Genomic DNA, 15,182 nt, shown 5'->3' on the forward strand with positions numbered 1-15,182 from the left:
AGGAAACGTGGCAGGCCGGGGCCATCCGCCGCGCGATTTGCGACATCTCGCGGACTTCACGGCGCATCGCCGGATCCTGCTGATCGCCGCATTGGCGGTCCCGGTGGGGTTGCTGGGGGCGTGCGCCGCGTGGGTGCTGCTCAAGCTGATCGGCCTCATCACCAACCTGGTCTTCTACCAGCGTGTGGCCACCGAGCTGGTGGCGCCGGGGGCCGGCGACCACAGCCCGTTCCTCATCATCGGGGCGCCGGTGGCGGGCGGCCTCATCGTGGGCCTGATGGCGCGTTACGGATCCGAGAAGATCCGCGGCCACGGCATGCCGGAGGCCATCGAATCGATCCTGCTGGGCGGCAGCAAGATCCAGCCCCGCGTGGCCGTCCTCAAGCCGACCTCGTCGGCGGTGGCCATCGGCACGGGAGGGCCGTTCGGTGCCGAGGGGCCCATCATCATGACCGGCGGCGCGCTCGGGTCGCTGCTGGCCCAGTTCCTGCAGCTGACTGCCGATGAGCGCAAGACGCTGCTGGTCGCCGGTTCCGCGGCGGGCATGGCGGCGACGTTCAACACGCCGTTCGCCGCCATCGTCCTGGCGGTGGAGCTGCTGCTGTTCGAGTGGCGCCCGCGCAGCTTCATCCCGGTGGTCGCCGCGGTCACCGTCGCCACACTGCTGCGGCACGTCATCCTGGGGACCGGGCCGTTGTTCCCCAGCACCGGCGACTTCCACATGAGCGCGGCCGCCTGGGTGCTGTGCGCGGTCACCGGCGTGGTCTCGGGGCTGTTGGCCGTGGTGGCGACGACCCTCGTGTACGCCTCGGAGGACCTGTTCCGCAAGCTGCCGGTGCACTGGATGTGGTGGCCGGCGATCGGCGGCGTGATTATCGGCATCGGCGGACTGTTCGTGCCCCAGGCGCTGGGCGTGGGCTACGACGTGATCGGTGCGGAGCTCGACGGTTCCATCGGACTGGGCCTCGTCGTGGGGATCCTCGTCGTCAAGACGCTCATCTGGTCGCTGTCGCTGGGTTCGGGCACCTCCGGTGGCGTGCTGGCGCCGATGTTCATGATCGGCGGCGCGCTCGGGGCGCTGGAGGCGCAGATTTTTCCCGACGTGGGCCCCGGTTTCTGGGCGCTGGTGGCGCTGGCCGGGGTGGTCGGCGGGGTGATGCGCTCGCCGATCACCGGCGTGGTGTTCGCCGCCGAGCTCACCCATCGCTTCGACGCGCTGCTCCCGCTGGTCATCGGCGCGACGGCGGCCTATGCGGTGTCGGTCCTGACGCTCAAACGCTCGGTGCTCACCGAGAAGATCGCCCGCCGCGGGTTCCACGTGTCGCGTGAATACGACGTGGACCCGTTGGAGATCCTGTTCGTCGGCGAGGTCATGAACAGCACCATCGTCACCTTCGCCCACGACATCACGGTCGACGACGCGTCCGCCACGGTCTCCGGCAACGATCCGGCCACGCGTTCGGACCGCCGCCAGATGCTCTATCCGGTGGTCGACGGGCAGGACAACCTGGTCGGGGTGGTCACCTCAGGGATGCTCGAGACCGCCGCGTACCGGGGCGAGTCGGACGAGTTGCTTTCGGAGCTCGCGGTCGCGCCCATCGTCACCCACCCGGAGGAGACCCTTCGGTCGGCGGCGATGAGCATGACAGAGCACGAGGTGACCAAGATGCCGGTGGTCGACAGGGAACGGCCGCAGCGCGTGCTGGGCATCGTGACCTTGCCGATGCTCCTGGCGGGCAGGCAGAAGGATCTGGACGAGGCGCGCACCACGGAGCGGGTGCTCCGCATCCGCGTGGTGCGCCCGCGGTGGCTCGGCGGGCCGGACGGAAGTAAGTCCGGCGGCGGTGATGCGGGCGGCGGTGATGCGGGCGGCGGCGGTGGCGGCGACAGGGCCGCCGGCGCGGCGATGGGCGCCGGATCGTCCGACTGATCGACCCCCGCCCACGGCCCGTCGGGTGGACTTCTGGTCGGATATCCGCCGGATACCGACCGGAAGTCCACCGAACGCAGGGGCTCGCGTGCGGGGGCCGACGCAGGGACCGAGGGGTGGGGCTATTCGGCCGGCCGCGCGGTCTTCATCGCGCGGTCGAGCTCCCAGAACGCGCGCAGCGACAGCAGATCGCCAGCGTCGTCGACACGGTAGACGAACACGCCCTCCGCGTCGATGACGGTGCCCGCCAGCGTCGTCCGGATGCGCCCGATGTTGGCGACCTCGTCGCCGCAGGCCACCGAGTCATCGATGAGGAACTCGATCGAGTCGGTCTTGGCGATGGCCATGTCCCAGAAGCGGCCGATGGCCTCTTTCCCGTGATGGCCGGAACCCTCGGGGTCGAAGCCGGACTTGCCGACGGGGTCCTCCACCCATCCGTCGTCGGCGAAGATGTCCAGCCAGGCCTGCTTGTCCTTGGCGCGCACCGCCGCCATCGACCGTTGCGACGCCGTGCGCGCCGGGTGCTCGCTCACGCCGTGCCGCCTTCGCCGGCGGGACCTGAGGCGGACGGCGCGGGCTTGTCGGCGCCCACCACCCACATGGAGAAGTACTGCGACCCGCCGCCGTAGGCGTGTCCCAGCGCCTTGCGCGCGCCCTCCACCTGGTGGGCGCCGCCCTTTCCGGTGACCTGGATCGCCGCCTCGGCGAACCGGATCATGCCGGAGGCGCCGATCGGGTTGGAGGAGAGCACGCCGCCGGACGCGTTGACGGGCAGTTTGCCGTCGAGGGCGGTCGCGCCCGACTCGGTGAGCTTCCAGCCCTGGCCCTTCTCGGCGAAACCGAGGTTCTCCAGCCACATCGGCTCGAACCAGGAGAACGGCACGTAGATCTCCGCCGCGTCGATCTCCTCGATCGGGTCGGTGATGCCCGCCTGCTCCCACAGCGCGGCCGCGGCGTCCCGGCCGGCCTGCGGGGAGACCTGGTTGCGGCCGGAGAACCACGTGGGCTCGGTGCGCATGGCGGTGGCGTGGACCCAGGCGACGGGGCGTCCGGCGGCGACGGACTCGTCGGCGCTCGCCTCGTCGCCGATGACCATCGCGCAGGCGCCGTCGGACGACGGGCAGGTCTCGTCATAGCGGATCGGGTCCCACAGCATCTGGGACTTCTGCACGGACTCGACGGTCATGTCCGGCTGGTGCAGGTGCGCGAGCGGGTTGAGCGCGCCGTTGCGCCGGTCCTTCGCGGCCACGATGGCGCCGACGTGCTCGGGCGCCCCGGACTCGCGGATGTATGAGCGCACGTGCGGAGCGAAGTACCCGCCCGCCCCGGCGCCGACGGGCTTGTTGAACGGGATCGGGATCGACAGCGCCCACATCGCGTTGGACTCGGACTGCTTCTCCCACGCGACCACCAGCACCTTGCGGTGGATTCCGGACTGCACCATCTTGGCGCCGACGATGGACGTCGATCCGCCCACCGATCCGGCGGTGTGCACGCGGAACAGCGGCTTGCCCACCGCTCCGAGGGCGTCGGCGGTGGGGAGCTCCGGCATCATCACGCCCTCGAACAGGTCGGGGGCCTTGCCGATGACGATGGCGTCGATCTCGTCGAGGGTCACGCCGGCGTCGTCGAGGGCGCGGTCGATGGCCTCGCGGCACAGCGAGCCCATCGTCACGTCGTGGCGCTTGGCGACGTACTTGGTCTGCCCGGTGCCGAGCACTGCGGCCAGGTTCTTACTCATGGTGTTGGTCTCCTCCTGGCTGGTCAGCGTCGTCCGTCGAGGACGCACACGAGATTCTGCTGCAGCAGTGGGCCGCTGGTGGCATGCCCCAGGGCGCGCTCGGCGCCGCCGTCGATCACGGTTCGTGCCGCGTTGCCGATCCGCTGCAGCCCGGCCGCGAACATCGGGTTGCCGGTGAGCGGGCCGCCGGACGGGTTGATCGCGATCGCGTCGGCCGAACCGTCCAGGCCCAGGGCGGAACGCAGGATCAGCTCCTGGTGCGTGAACGGCGCGTGCAGCTCGGCCACGGTGATCCCCGCGATGTCGCCGCCGGTCGCGCGCTCGCCCGCCCGCGCGGCGGACGGGGCGGTGGTCAGGTCGCGTCCGCCCAGCTCGGCGGAGTCGATGATGTGGTCGAACCCGGTGATCCAGGCGGGGTTGTCGCACAGCTCGAAGGCCCGCCGGCCGCTGGCGAGGACGATCGCCGCCGCGCCGTCGGTGACCGGCGCGATGTCGTGCCGCCGCAAGGGGTCGGCGAGCATCGGCTGAGTCAGCAGCTGCTCGGCGGTCACGTCGTCGGTGACGGTGCCGTCCGGTCCGCGGAAGCCGGAGAACTGCGCCGCCGGATTGCCCACCGCGTCGCGCCGCGAGCGCGCCGCCACCTCTGCCATCGCCGTCTCGTCCCACAGTCCGGCGTCGAGGCCCAGCCGGGCCTGCATGCCGGCCAGCGCGAGCGAGTCCGGCCACAACGGGGCGACCACGTAAGGGTCGGTCTGCAGAGCCAGTGTGCGGCGCAGGTCGCCGGCGGAGGACTTGCCGAAACCGTAGGCCACGGCGGTGTCGGTCTCCCCGGTCTTCAGCTTGACGTAGGCCTCGTACATGGCCCACGCGCCGTCCATCTCCACGTGGGACTCGTCGATCGGCGGCACGGCGCCGATGGCGTCCACCGAGGAGATGAACGAGAACGCACGCCCCGACATGTAGTCCGAGGAGCCCGAGCACCAGAAGCCGATGTCGCGGCGGGTGATGCCCAGATCCTTGTAGAGCTGCTGGAAGATCGGCACCAGCATCTCGGTGCCGTTGGTGGTGCTGTAGCTGTGGCGCACGGACGGCGACTGGCAGAAGGCGACCACGGCGACGTCGTCGTCGGTGACGGTCTCGGGTGTCAGCGCGGCCGGACGCGCGGCGGAGGTTGTCGATGTCATGTGTGCGTGCTCCCCGTTCACAGGTGCTCGGCGTAGGACTCGTACGGCGCGTCGGGTTCGCCGGAGGGCTCGAAGTGCTCGATGTTGCCCGTCGACGGGATCCACTCCTCGCGCGGCTTCCACACCGCGCGCACGCGCATGCCCATGCGCACCTCGGCCGGGTCGCAGCCCAGTACCAGGTGCAGCAGGGGGATGTCCGCGCCGTCCAGGAGGATGTAGGCGCCGACGTAGGGCGGCTTGATCTTCTGCCCGATGAACGGCACGTTGACGATGCAGAAGGTGGTGACGGTGCCGGTGTCGGACACCTCCACCTCTTCGCTGGTGGGCACCCCGTGGGTGGGGCTGGCGCCGCGCGGCGGCACGTACACCTTGCCGGTCTCGGGGCAGCGCTGGCCCACCACGCGGCCCTCGGCGATGGCGCGCAGGTAACTGCTCTCCTCCACAGAGGCGGAGTGCTGCACCGTCATCTCGAACGGGGTGACGAGGATCTGCAGCGGGTCCTGGTCGAGGAACGCCGTGAGCGCCTCGCCGGCGAGCGGCTCCGGATCCGCGGCGGCTTCCTCTCCGTGGCCGCCGTCGGCCCCGCCCTCCGGCGTGAAGTGGACGATGTCCCCGATGGACGCGGTCGTGGTCTCCGCCCACACGGCGCGCACGCGCATCCCGGTGGACATCTGCGCGGGGCCGTCCACCTTGACCGCGTGCAGCATGGCGGTGTCGGCGCCGTCGAGGCGGATCAGCGCGAACGCGAACGGCTCGGTCAGCGGGTTGCCGTCCACGGGGTCGGCGACCCACGACCAGGTGACGACCTGGCCGGACCGGCCGACTTCGACGAATTCGTCCAGCGGATCGGCGGTGTCCGGGTCATATTCGACGGGTGGCACATGCACCCGGCCGTCGGAGCCGCGGACGCCGACGATGCGCCGCCGGGCGAGGGCTCCGAGGAAGCGGCCGATCACCGGGCCGACGGAGCGTGTGTAATCGAACTGCAGCTCGATCGGCGCGCTCAGCGGCTCGAGGTCGGGGGTAGGCATTGCCACAACAGGGGTTTGCGTGCTCACATGGTGAAGTAGAACACGTTCTCATTTGTTCGGCAAGGGTTTTTGACATATTGACTGAAACCCGGCGGAGAGGGGATCGAACATGAAGCTCGGCCTGCAACTGGGGTACTGGGGCGCACGGCCGCCGGAGGGCGTCGCCGCGCTGCTCACCGCCGCGGAGGAGTGCGGATTCGATTCCGCTTTCACCGCCGAATCCTGGGGATCGGACGCGCTCACGCCCCTCGCGTGGTGGGGCTCGGATACCAGCCGGCTGCGGCTCGGCACGTCGGTAGCGCAGCTGTCCGCGCGCACGCCCACGGCAGCCGCGATGGCCGCGTTGACGATGGACCACCTCACCGGAGGGCGGTTCATCCTGGGGCTCGGCGTATCCGGGCCGCAAGTGGTCGAGGGGTGGTACGGGCAGCCCTTCGCCAAGCCGCTCGCCCGCACCCGCGAGTACGTCCAGGTGATACGTGACGTCCTCGCCCGGGAGGCGCCGGTGGCCCAGGACGGGCCGCACTACACCCTGCCTTTCGCGGGGGAGGGGGCCACGGGGCTGGGAAAGCCGCTCAAGCCGATCACCCACCCGCTGCGCGCCGACGTGCCGATCTGGCTGGGCGCGGAGGGACCCAAGAACGTCGCGCAGACGGCCGAGATCGCCGACGGCTGGCTGGCCATCTACTACTCGCCGCGCCTGGCGCCGATGTACGACGAGTGGCTGGACGAGGGGTTCGCGCGGCCGGGCGCGCGGCGCAGCCGGGAGGATTTCGAGATCGCGGCGACGTGCCAGATCACCGTCACCGACGATCCGGGCGCGGTGCGTGACGGGGTGCGGCCCACCGTGGCGCTGTATGTGGGCGGCATGGGCGCGCCCGAGCTCAACTTCCACGCGCAGGTCTACCGCCGGATGGGCTACGGCGAGGCGGTCGACGAGGTGACGGACCTGTTCCGGGCCGGGCGCAAGGACGAGGCCGCGGCCGCGGTCCCCGACGAGATGATCGACGAGACGATGATCATCGGCGACGCGCAGCACGTGCGCCGCGAAGTGGCCCGGTGGGAGGCGGCGGGGGTCACGACGATGCTGGTGACCTGCCGCGACGCGGCGCAGGTCCGGAGCATCGCAGAGGTGGTGCTGTAGGGGCGTGGTCGCGGCCGCGGGGCCCTCCCGGCGGCTGGGTAAGGTGGGCCGAAAGCCATCCGCATCGGCGTCAAGGGGCCCGCGCTTGTTGGATTCGATCAACGACTTCATCATCGGTGAGTCAGGCGCGCTTTGGCTCTATCCGCTGCTGTTCGCGGTGTGCATCATCGACGGGTTCTTCCCGCCGATACCGAGCGAAACGGTGCTGGTAACCCTCGGATCGCTGGGCGGGGCCACCGGCGAACCGTACCTGTGGGCGGTGATCCCGGTGGCGGCGCTGGGCGCGGTGATCGGCGACAACATCGCGTACACCATCGGCAAGTTCGTCGGCACCGACCGGTGGGCGTGGATGCGGAAACCGAAGACGGCTGCGGCCTTCGCATGGGCCCGCCACGCCCTGGACGAACGCGGTCCGGTGATCATCGTGACGGCGCGCTTCATTCCCGTGGGACGCATCGCCGTCAACATCACCGCCGGGGCCACCGGCTACCCGCGGCGCGTGTTCTTCCCGCTGACGGTGGTCGCCGGGCTCATCTGGGCCTCGTACTCGGCGCTGATGGGGCACTTCGTGGGCGGCTGGTTCGAGTCGCAGCCGCTGCTGGGGGCCGTCATCTCGATCTGCATCGCCGTGGTGGTGGGGCTCATCGTGGACAAGCTCATGCAGCGGTTCCAGGCGCGCAAGCGCGCAGCAGCCGGCTCAAACGCCGCCGCGAAGTCGGAGGAGCCGACGTCCTGAGGGCGCGTGGGCGTCGTCGCCGCGGCTCCGGCGGCTGAAGCGGTCTGCATCGGGGCGGGACCGGCGGACTCGAGGGCGGGTCGGTGCGTTCAGAGTAGTCCGGACGATCGTCCGGTTCAGATCCGGCGGGTGCGCCAGGCCCAGACGGAGGCCGCGGCGCCCACCGCCGCGGCGACGGGGAGCCACCTTCGCAGGTTCTCCTGGCGCTGCATCTCCTCGAACTGCTCGTTGGACAGGAACTGCGCTCCGGTGGGGCCGGGGGTGAAGGCGTCCCAGAAGAAGCGGGCCGAGCCGCCCAGGTTGTCGATCCACCCGAGCGAGGCCCCCACCCACCCGGCGACGGCGAGGCACAGGATCGCGAAGGCCGGCCAGAACCACGGCAGTCCGCGGGCGCCGAACCGGGCGCGGCGGGGGACGACGGCGGTTGCCGCCGCCGCGATCACCGCGCACGCGGCGAGTATCGACCAGAGCATGGGGGAAGCGTACGGGGGCGGCGCTGTCGGTGATTGGCGCTAGGTTCGCCGTCGTGATCACAGGGCAGCTCAAGAGCAAGATCGACCACGTGTGGGATGTGTTCTGGTCAGGCGGCATCCCCATTCCCCTCGAGGTGATCGAGCTGCGCGACGGCTGCGTTCCGTCGGCGCCGCGTCGCGGCAGAAGTCGCGGAAGAAACCTGTCGGTGCGCAGGGGCATACTCCGACAGCAACGCGACGGGAGCGGCCCGTGCGGCGACGGCGAACTGCCGACGCGGCCGCCGCTATGACACGGGGGAGGGGCCGTGAGCACCACCGACGAGGAGCCTGACGAGCGCAAGGGGCTCGACGCTCTATGGGAATCCGCCCTTGCATACGGCCGCGCGCCGCTGTCCGCCGAACTGCTCCAATTCGTCCGCAGGATGCCGGCCATCGCGCCCTACAACGCCGCCCTGATCGGTGTCCAGCGCCCCGGCAGCAGATTCGTGCTCACAGCGCGGGCCTGGCGGAAGAGGTTCGGGCGACGGGTGGCCCCCGGAGCCAACCCGCTGGTGATCCTCAAGCCCTTCGGCCCGGTGCAGTTCGTCTACGACGTCGCGGACGTCGAAGGCGAGCCGCTGCCCGACGAGATCATCAGCCCCTTCGCCTCCCGCGGCCCGGTCACCGAGGACGGGTTTGCGCGGTTCACTCGCGCACTGCCCTCCGCCGGCATTGCCTACGCGGAATCGCAGCGTGGGCCCGCCTCCGCGGGCGTGCTCGCGCGGCTCGGGACGCCTCGTTGGCGGCGGGTGGGCGATAGAGAGACCGAGCTGGCCTACGAGATGGTGGTCAACCGTGATCTTGACGTCAACGCGAAGTTCGCGACCGTCGCCCACGAGCTGGGCCACCTGTATTGCGGCCATCTCGGAGCCTTCGCGCCGCCCGTCACGGTCGACCGCCGCGGCATCCGGAGCCGCCCCAAGGTCGTGATCAAGGACAGATCCCGGCTGGGGCATGCCGCCATGGAATACGAGGCCGAGAGCGTTTCGTGGCTCGTGTGCGGGCGGGTCGGGGTCGACACTCCGTCGGCGGAGTATCTCGGCGGGCTGCCGCAGGACGGTTCGGCGTCGAAGGTCTCGCTCGAGGCGATCCTGGGGGCCGTGCACCGGGTGGAATCGCTGGGCGGAGGCGCGGAAAAGCTCGGAGCGATGATCCGCGTGGACATACCGGCCCTGTTCACGGCACGGGCCACCGCCGTTCGGTGATAGCAATTATGTGGTTCTGATATCAATCGCTGGGGGGCGAAAAGAACGAGCCGTCGGTAGCGCACAAGCCGGTGGGGGAGCTACCGATGGGCAAACCTCGGGAGGCGTGCATGGCCGCCATCACGATCCGCAACCTCTCCGCGGAGACGCACCGCGCGCTCAAGGCCCGGGCTGCAATGCACAACCGCAGCACCGAGACGGAGGTGCGCGCGATCGTCGACGCCGCCGTGCTCCCCGCCGACCGCGTACGGCTCGGCAGCCTGCTCGCGGGCATCGGCGAGGAGATCGGCGGCATCGACCTGGACATCGAACGGGATCGCTCGCCGCACGACCCGATGGACCTGACGTGATCATCCTCGACACCAACGTGCTGTCGGAGCCGATCCGCAGTTCTCCGCACGCGGGCGTCATCCGGTGGCTCGACGCGCAGGCGATGGAGACGCTGTGGCTCACGGCCATCACCGTCGCGGAGATCCATTACGGGATAGCGTCACTGGCGGACGGGCGGCGGAGGATCGCGCCCGGCGGCCGGATCGACAACGAGGTGCTCCCGAAGTTCGGCGGGCGGGTGCTCGAATTCGGCCTGGCTGAAGCGGTCGCGTATGCGGATCTGCGGGCCGATGCCCGGCGCGTGGGCCGTGCCATAGGTGGCCTCGACGCGCTGATCGCCGCGATCGCGGTCTCCCGCTCGGCCACGGTCGCCACTAGAGACGCCGCCCCGTTCGTCGCTGCCGGCGTCCCGGTGATCAACCCGTTCGTCGTATCCGATTGATAGCTGTGGAAGGCGGCCCGACATGGAGCCGGCTCGAAATGCGGCACTGCACGATCAGCGGGCGCGGCCGACGTGAGCGTCCGCCCTCACGCCCCGCAGTAGCGCGTGTACCCGTACCGGTCGCTGCACCAGAAATAGCCCTGGTCCCGGTCTGCCGGGTCCTCGCCGGGGCGCGTGAAGTGGAGGGCGGTGGTCGTCCCGTCGGGCTGCATCAACGCGCCCGCGTAGGTATATCCCTGCGACAGGTCGCCGAGCCCGCCACCGGTCGAATCGAGCCGTTCGACGAGGGTGACGGTGATCCCGTCGCCGTCGGTCTCCCAGTGCACGGACCACGTTTCGCCCGTGCAGCAACCGCTGAACAGGGAGATGGTGCCGGTGCCGTCCGGTGCGAGGTCCATGGTGCGGGTGTGGCCGGTCCACTCGCCGGTGACGGCTGCTGCGGTGCCCGAGCCGCTGCCCGGCGTGGTGGCCGGGGCGGCGTCCGTGGTGCCCATGGCGGCGGGCGGGGTGGTGACGGTGGTGGGCGCGGCGGTGACCGTCGGCGGGATGCCGGTGTTCGTCGCGCTGGTGGCAGGCGACGTGGGGGAGACGGTGGTGACGGCGGGCGCGGGCGTGGTGGTGACGGCGGGAAGCGCGTCGCCGCCGGTGGACGACGAGCACGCGGCCAGAGCCAGTGCGGCGGCGAGCACCATAGCGAGTCGTGCACCGCCATGAAGGGCCGTCATGTGCTGAGATTAGCGCCGATCGGCACTGTCCACCGGGTGATGGCGACTGTGCATGCAGGCCACGAACGGCAGTCGTGTAGCACTTCTGGTGCTACGCGTGGGGGTGTGAAGGTCATCGGCGTGCGTGAACTGCGACAGTACGCGTCGCGATGCATCGCCGAGGTGGCAACGGGGGAGGAGATCACGGTGACCAACAGGGGGCGGGCAGTGGCGAGGACCGTGCCCGTGGCGGCGGTGGAGCAGATTCGTGACGACCGGTGCTCCGCTCCCCGGGCGCGATTCATCTGGCGTCGGCGCTGCGGCCGGCCGGAGCTCTCACAGCTTTCGTGGCGTATGACCTGCGCTTGGCCGACGCCGCGGAATCCGCGGGGCTCGAGGTGGCCGCACCGGACTGACGGCGCGCTCACGGAGTCTCCCTGAGGGAAGGGGCGCTAGCGGCCCGTGAACTCCGGCTTCTGCTTCTGCGCGAACGCCCGCGGCCCGATCTTCGCGTCGTCGCTGCGGAACACCTCGACGCCGATCTTCGACTCGATGCGGAACGCGTCCTCCTCGTGCATACCCTCGGTCTCGCGGAGGGTGCGCAGAATCGCCTGCACCGCGACGGGGCCGTTGCCGGCGATGGTCTCCGCCAGCTCGAGCGCCTTGTCCAGCGCGGCGCCCTCGTCCACGACGTGGCCGATCAGGCCGTACTCGCGGGCCTCGTCGGCGCCGATGAGCCGCCCGGTCAGCAGCATGTCCGCGGCGAGTGTGTAGGGGATCTGCCGCGCCAGCCGCACCGCCGAGCCGCCCAGCGGGAACAGTCCCCACTTGGCTTCGGCGACGCCGAACCGCGCGCTGCGCCCCGCCACCCGGATGTCGGTGCCCTGCAGGATCTCGGTGCCCCCGGCCACGGCCGCCCCCTCGACCGCCGCGATCAGCGGCTTGGTCAGCCGACGTCCCTTGAGCAGGGCCGGCAGCCGCGTGACGTCCAGCCCGCCTGCGGACGAGCCCCCGCCGCCCTGGCCCGACTCGTCGCCGGAGCGCATCGACTCGCCGGGCGGGGCGCTGTTCATCGACTTCAGATCCATGCCCGCGCAGAACGCGCCGCCGGCGCCGGTGAGGATCGCGACGCGGATATCCGGGTCCTCGTCGACGAGATCCCACGCGGCCTGCATCGTCGCCATCATGTCCGCGGACAGCGCGTTGCGGGCCTCGGGGCGGTGCATGGTGACGATGAGCGTGTGGCCGCGCTTGTCGACCAGGCAGTGCTCGCTGCTGATGTCCAGGCGGGTGGTCGTGGCGGTCATCGGTCCTCCAGGTCGGCGCTGCGGGTGAGGATGCGGGCGCCGCCGTCCAGGTCCGGGTGTGGCGCGCAGCGGCATCGGTGCTGTTCGTGACGTGGATCTCGAAAAGCTCTTGCCTAGAACCGTAACACGTTCTAGTTTGGATCGTGTGGCCCTGAATATCGCTGACCTCATCGAGCACTGTGTCGACCTCGTGCCGGATCGGATCGCCATCGAGTCCGGCGACCGTGCGTGCACCTACGCGGAGATGGACGAGCGCGCCAACAGGCTTGCGCACCATCTGATCGCGGAGGGCGTGCGCCCCGGCGACCGCGTCGGCCTCTACAGCCGCAACACGATCGAATGCATCGTGGCCATGATCGCCATCTTCAAGGCGCGCGCGGTCATGGTGAACGTGAACTACCGGTATGTGGAAAAGGAGCTCACCCACATCCTCGACGACTCCGACGCGGTGGCGCTGATCTACGAGCGCCAGTACTCGGACAAGGTCGCGGCGATCCTGCCGGGCCTGCCGCTGATCGCCGCCACCGTGGTCATCGAGGACGGCACCGACACCCCCTACGGGACGCACGGTGCGGTGCGGTACGACGACGCGCTGGCCGCGCAGCCGGGCGGGCGATCCTTCGGCGAGCGTTCCGGAGACGACCTCTACTTCCTCTACACCGGCGGCACCACCGGCATGCCCAAGGGCGTGATGTGGCGCCAGGAGGACGTGTGGCGGGTGCTCGGCGGCGGGATCAACTTCGTCACCGGCGAGTACGTGGCGGACGAGTGGCAGCTGGCCCAGGAAGGCGCCGGCAACCCGCAGATGGTGCGCTACCCCATCCCGCCGTTCATCCACGGCGGATCGCAGTGGGCGGTGTTCCAGAGCCTGTTCACCGCGGGCAAGGCCGTGGTCTATCCGGAGTTCGACGGCGACGTCGCCTGGCGGATCATCGAGAAGCACGGGGTCAACGTGCTGTTCATCGTCGGCGACGCGATGGCCCGGCCCATGATCGACGGTCTGCTGTCCGGTGACTACGACACGTCCACCCTCTACGCCATCGCCTCGAGCGCAGCGCTGTTCTCGCCGTCGGTCAAGCGCCAGTACCTCGACGCGCTGCCGAACACCGTGCTCACCGACTCGATCGGGTCGTCGGAGACGGGATTCTCCGGCATGGGTCTGATCACCAAGGACACCGAGCTGGATGCGGGCCCGCGGGTGAAGATCGACGATTCCACTCAGGTCCTGGGCGAGGACGGCGACCCCGTCGAGCCAGGCTCGGGCCAGGTGGGCCTGCTCGCGCGCTGCGGCATCCTGCCGATCGGCTACCACAAGGACGAGGCGAAGTCGGCCAAGACGTTCAGGACCATCAAGGGCGTCCGCTACTCGATCCCCGGCGACTACGCGACCGTCGACGCCGACGGCACCGTGACGATGCTGGGCCGCGGCTCGGTGTCGATCAACACCGGCGGCGAGAAGGTCTTCCCCGAGGAGGTCGAGGGCGCCGTCAAATCGCACCCCGGCGTGTTCGACGCGCTGGTGGTGGGCATCCCGGATGACAGGATGGGCAGTGCCGTCGCCGCGGTGGTGGCGGTGCGTGACGATGCGGTGCCCTCGTTCGAATCGGTGGACTCCGCCGTGCGCGAACACATCGCCGGCTACAAGACGCCGCGCGCCCTGTGGTTCGTCGACGAGATCAAGCGGTCGCCGGCCGGGAAGCCCGACTACAAGTGGGCCAGGTCCGTCACCGAATCCCGCCCCGCCGATGCCCGCAAGGCCGCTGCGGCCTCCAACTCCTGAGGACATTCATGCGCACCCCTATCTGCGAGCAGCTCGGCATCGAACGGCCGGTGTTCGGCTTCACCCCTTCCGAACACGTGGCGGCCGCCATCAGCCGGGCCGGCGGGCTGGGCGTGCTCGGCTGCGTCCGGTTCAACGACCCCGACGAGCTCGAGGCCACGCTGGCCTGGATGGACGAGAACACCGACGGCAAGCCCTACGGGGTGGACGTCGTCATGCCGGCCAAGGTGCCCACCGAGGGCGGGCAGACCGATCTCGAGTCGATGATCCCGCCGGAGCACCGCGCATTCGTCGACCGCACCCTGAACGACCTCGGCGTGCCGCCACTGGACACGTCGGACGAGCATGCGGCCGGCGTGCTCGGCTGGCTGCACTCGGTGGCCCGCGCACAGGTGGACGTGGCGCTGCGGCACCGTCCCGCGCTCATCGCCAACGCGCTCGGCTCCCCGCCGGCGGACATCATCGGCGAGGCGCACGAGCACGGCGTCCCGGTGGCGGCGCTGGCCGGCGCGGTGTCGCACGCGCTGCATCACGTGGACAGCGGCGTCGACATCGTCATCGCCCAGGGGTACGAGGCGGGCGGTCACACCGGTGAGATCGCGTCGATGGTGCTCGTCCCCGAGATCGTCGATGCCGTGCAGGCGGCCGCCGGCGACCGGGTCTCGGTGCTCGCGGCCGGCGGCATCGGCAGTGGCCGGCAGATCGCGGCGGCGCTGGCCCTGGGCGCGGCCGGCGTGTGGATGGGCTCGTACTGGCTCACGGCCTCCGAATACAAGCTGGGCAGCGCGTCGGGGGAGGGGCCGTCGACGATCCAGCGCGCGCTGCTCTCCGCCACGTCCTCGGACACGGTGCGCAGTCGCGTCTACTCGGGCAAACCCGCACGGTTGCTCAAGACCAAGTGGACCGAGGCGTGGTCCGCGCCCGGCGCGCCCGATCCGCTTCCGATGCCGCTGCAGAACATCCTGGTCAGCGAGGCTCACCAGCGGATTTCCGCCGCGGACGACCCGGAGGTGGTGGCCATGCCGGCCGGCCAGATCGTGGGCCGGATGAACGCCATCCGCCCGGTGGCCGAGAGCATGGACCTGCTCGTCGGCGAGTACGAGACGGCGGTGCGGCGGCTGGCGGGGTTGTAGAGC

17 protein-coding genes are annotated in these 15,182 nt (G+C 70.4%); 10 read left to right on the forward strand and 7 right to left on the reverse strand.

What is annotated here, in order from left to right; genetic code table 11:
- Nucleotides 1-7 precede the first annotated feature (7 nt).
- Nucleotides 8-1,930 carry a chloride channel protein gene (locus FO059_RS04945; RefSeq protein WP_199257068.1) on the forward strand — a complete coding sequence of 641 codons (1,923 nt, stop codon included), beginning with the start codon at nucleotides 8-10 and terminating at the stop codon, nucleotides 1,928-1,930.
- A gap of 122 nt (nucleotides 1,931-2,052) precedes the next feature.
- Here FO059_RS04945 and FO059_RS04950 read toward each other — a convergent pair whose 3' ends face one another.
- From FO059_RS04950 to FO059_RS04965, 4 genes are read right to left on the reverse strand one after another with little or no spacing between them, the layout of a single operon-like run.
- Nucleotides 2,053-2,424, reverse strand: coding sequence for a nuclear transport factor 2 family protein (locus tag FO059_RS04950; protein ID WP_143910448.1), 372 nt, complete (start codon nucleotides 2,422-2,424; stop codon nucleotides 2,053-2,055).
- Nucleotides 2,425-2,459: 35 nt separating this feature from the next.
- Entirely contained in the window at nucleotides 2,460-3,671 is a 1,212-nt protein-coding gene (locus tag FO059_RS04955) for a thiolase domain-containing protein (RefSeq protein ID WP_143906867.1), read from the reverse strand.
- Nucleotides 3,672-3,694: 23 nt separating this feature from the next.
- On the reverse strand, nucleotides 3,695-4,855 hold the full coding sequence (locus tag FO059_RS04960; RefSeq protein WP_143906869.1) for a thiolase domain-containing protein: 1,161 nt from the start codon (nucleotides 4,853-4,855) through the stop codon (nucleotides 3,695-3,697).
- A gap of 17 nt (nucleotides 4,856-4,872) precedes the next feature.
- Nucleotides 4,873-5,886, reverse strand: coding sequence for a Zn-ribbon domain-containing OB-fold protein (locus FO059_RS04965; protein WP_143906871.1), 1,014 nt, complete (start codon nucleotides 5,884-5,886; stop codon nucleotides 4,873-4,875).
- Between the two features lie 109 nt (nucleotides 5,887-5,995).
- On the opposite strand from FO059_RS04965, the gene FO059_RS04970 reads away from it, so the two are divergent.
- Together FO059_RS04970 and FO059_RS04975 are read left to right on the forward strand one after the other, a co-directional pair.
- Nucleotides 5,996-7,030, forward strand: a complete 1,035-nt coding sequence (locus tag FO059_RS04970) for an LLM class F420-dependent oxidoreductase (RefSeq protein ID WP_143906873.1) — start codon at nucleotides 5,996-5,998, stop codon at nucleotides 7,028-7,030.
- 85 nt (nucleotides 7,031-7,115) lie between these two features.
- A complete protein-coding gene (locus tag FO059_RS04975; protein WP_233266904.1) occupies nucleotides 7,116-7,766 on the forward strand; it encodes a DedA family protein in 651 nt (216 codons plus the stop codon).
- A 116-nt stretch (nucleotides 7,767-7,882) separates the two neighbouring features.
- Here FO059_RS04975 and FO059_RS04980 read toward each other — a convergent pair whose 3' ends face one another.
- Nucleotides 7,883-8,239, reverse strand: a complete 357-nt coding sequence (locus FO059_RS04980; protein WP_143906875.1) for an amino acid permease — start codon at nucleotides 8,237-8,239, stop codon at nucleotides 7,883-7,885.
- 53 nt (nucleotides 8,240-8,292) lie between these two features.
- Between FO059_RS04980 and FO059_RS18535 the strand changes: the two genes are divergently transcribed.
- The 4 genes from FO059_RS18535 (at nucleotide 8,293) to FO059_RS05000 (ending at nucleotide 10,255) form a co-directional block, all read left to right on the forward strand.
- A complete protein-coding gene (locus tag FO059_RS18535; protein ID WP_210416625.1) occupies nucleotides 8,293-8,529 on the forward strand; it encodes a hypothetical protein in 237 nt (78 codons plus the stop codon).
- A 15-nt stretch (nucleotides 8,530-8,544) separates the two neighbouring features.
- On the forward strand, nucleotides 8,545-9,483 hold the full coding sequence (locus FO059_RS04990; protein WP_143906877.1) for a hypothetical protein: 939 nt from the start codon (nucleotides 8,545-8,547) through the stop codon (nucleotides 9,481-9,483).
- A gap of 110 nt (nucleotides 9,484-9,593) precedes the next feature.
- The gene (locus FO059_RS04995) at nucleotides 9,594-9,833 is read left to right on the forward strand and encodes a FitA-like ribbon-helix-helix domain-containing protein (RefSeq protein ID WP_143906879.1); all 240 of its coding nucleotides are present in this window, start codon (nucleotides 9,594-9,596) and stop codon (nucleotides 9,831-9,833) included.
- A complete protein-coding gene (locus FO059_RS05000) occupies nucleotides 9,830-10,255 on the forward strand; it encodes a type II toxin-antitoxin system VapC family toxin (RefSeq protein ID WP_143906881.1) in 426 nt (141 codons plus the stop codon). Before FO059_RS04995 ends, FO059_RS05000 begins: the two co-directional genes overlap by 4 nt.
- 86 nt (nucleotides 10,256-10,341) lie before the next feature.
- Here the strand turns inward: FO059_RS05000 and FO059_RS05005 are convergent, their stop codons facing one another.
- On the reverse strand, nucleotides 10,342-10,980 hold the full coding sequence (locus FO059_RS05005) for a hypothetical protein (protein WP_143906883.1): 639 nt from the start codon (nucleotides 10,978-10,980) through the stop codon (nucleotides 10,342-10,344).
- A gap of 39 nt (nucleotides 10,981-11,019) precedes the next feature.
- On the opposite strand from FO059_RS05005, the gene FO059_RS18995 reads away from it, so the two are divergent.
- The gene (locus FO059_RS18995; protein WP_408033855.1) at nucleotides 11,020-11,400 is read left to right on the forward strand and encodes a type II toxin-antitoxin system Phd/YefM family antitoxin; all 381 of its coding nucleotides are present in this window, start codon (nucleotides 11,020-11,022) and stop codon (nucleotides 11,398-11,400) included.
- Between the two features lie 11 nt (nucleotides 11,401-11,411).
- Here the strand turns inward: FO059_RS18995 and FO059_RS05015 are convergent, their stop codons facing one another.
- Nucleotides 11,412-12,266, reverse strand: a complete 855-nt coding sequence (locus FO059_RS05015) for a crotonase/enoyl-CoA hydratase family protein (protein ID WP_143906887.1) — start codon at nucleotides 12,264-12,266, stop codon at nucleotides 11,412-11,414.
- 145 nt (nucleotides 12,267-12,411) lie between these two features.
- On the opposite strand from FO059_RS05015, the gene FO059_RS05020 reads away from it, so the two are divergent.
- Together FO059_RS05020 and FO059_RS05025 are read left to right on the forward strand one after the other, a co-directional pair.
- The gene (locus tag FO059_RS05020; protein ID WP_143906889.1) at nucleotides 12,412-14,046 is read left to right on the forward strand and encodes an acyl-CoA synthetase; all 1,635 of its coding nucleotides are present in this window, start codon (nucleotides 12,412-12,414) and stop codon (nucleotides 14,044-14,046) included.
- 8 nt (nucleotides 14,047-14,054) lie between these two features.
- Nucleotides 14,055-15,179: an NAD(P)H-dependent flavin oxidoreductase gene (locus tag FO059_RS05025; RefSeq protein WP_143906891.1), complete on the forward strand. Its 1,125-nt coding sequence runs from the start codon at nucleotides 14,055-14,057 to the stop codon at nucleotides 15,177-15,179.
- Nucleotides 15,180-15,182: the final 3 nt, after the last annotated feature.

The organism is Tomitella fengzijianii, from assembly GCF_007559025.1.
Classification (GTDB): domain Bacteria; phylum Actinomycetota; class Actinomycetes; order Mycobacteriales; family Mycobacteriaceae; genus Tomitella; species Tomitella fengzijianii.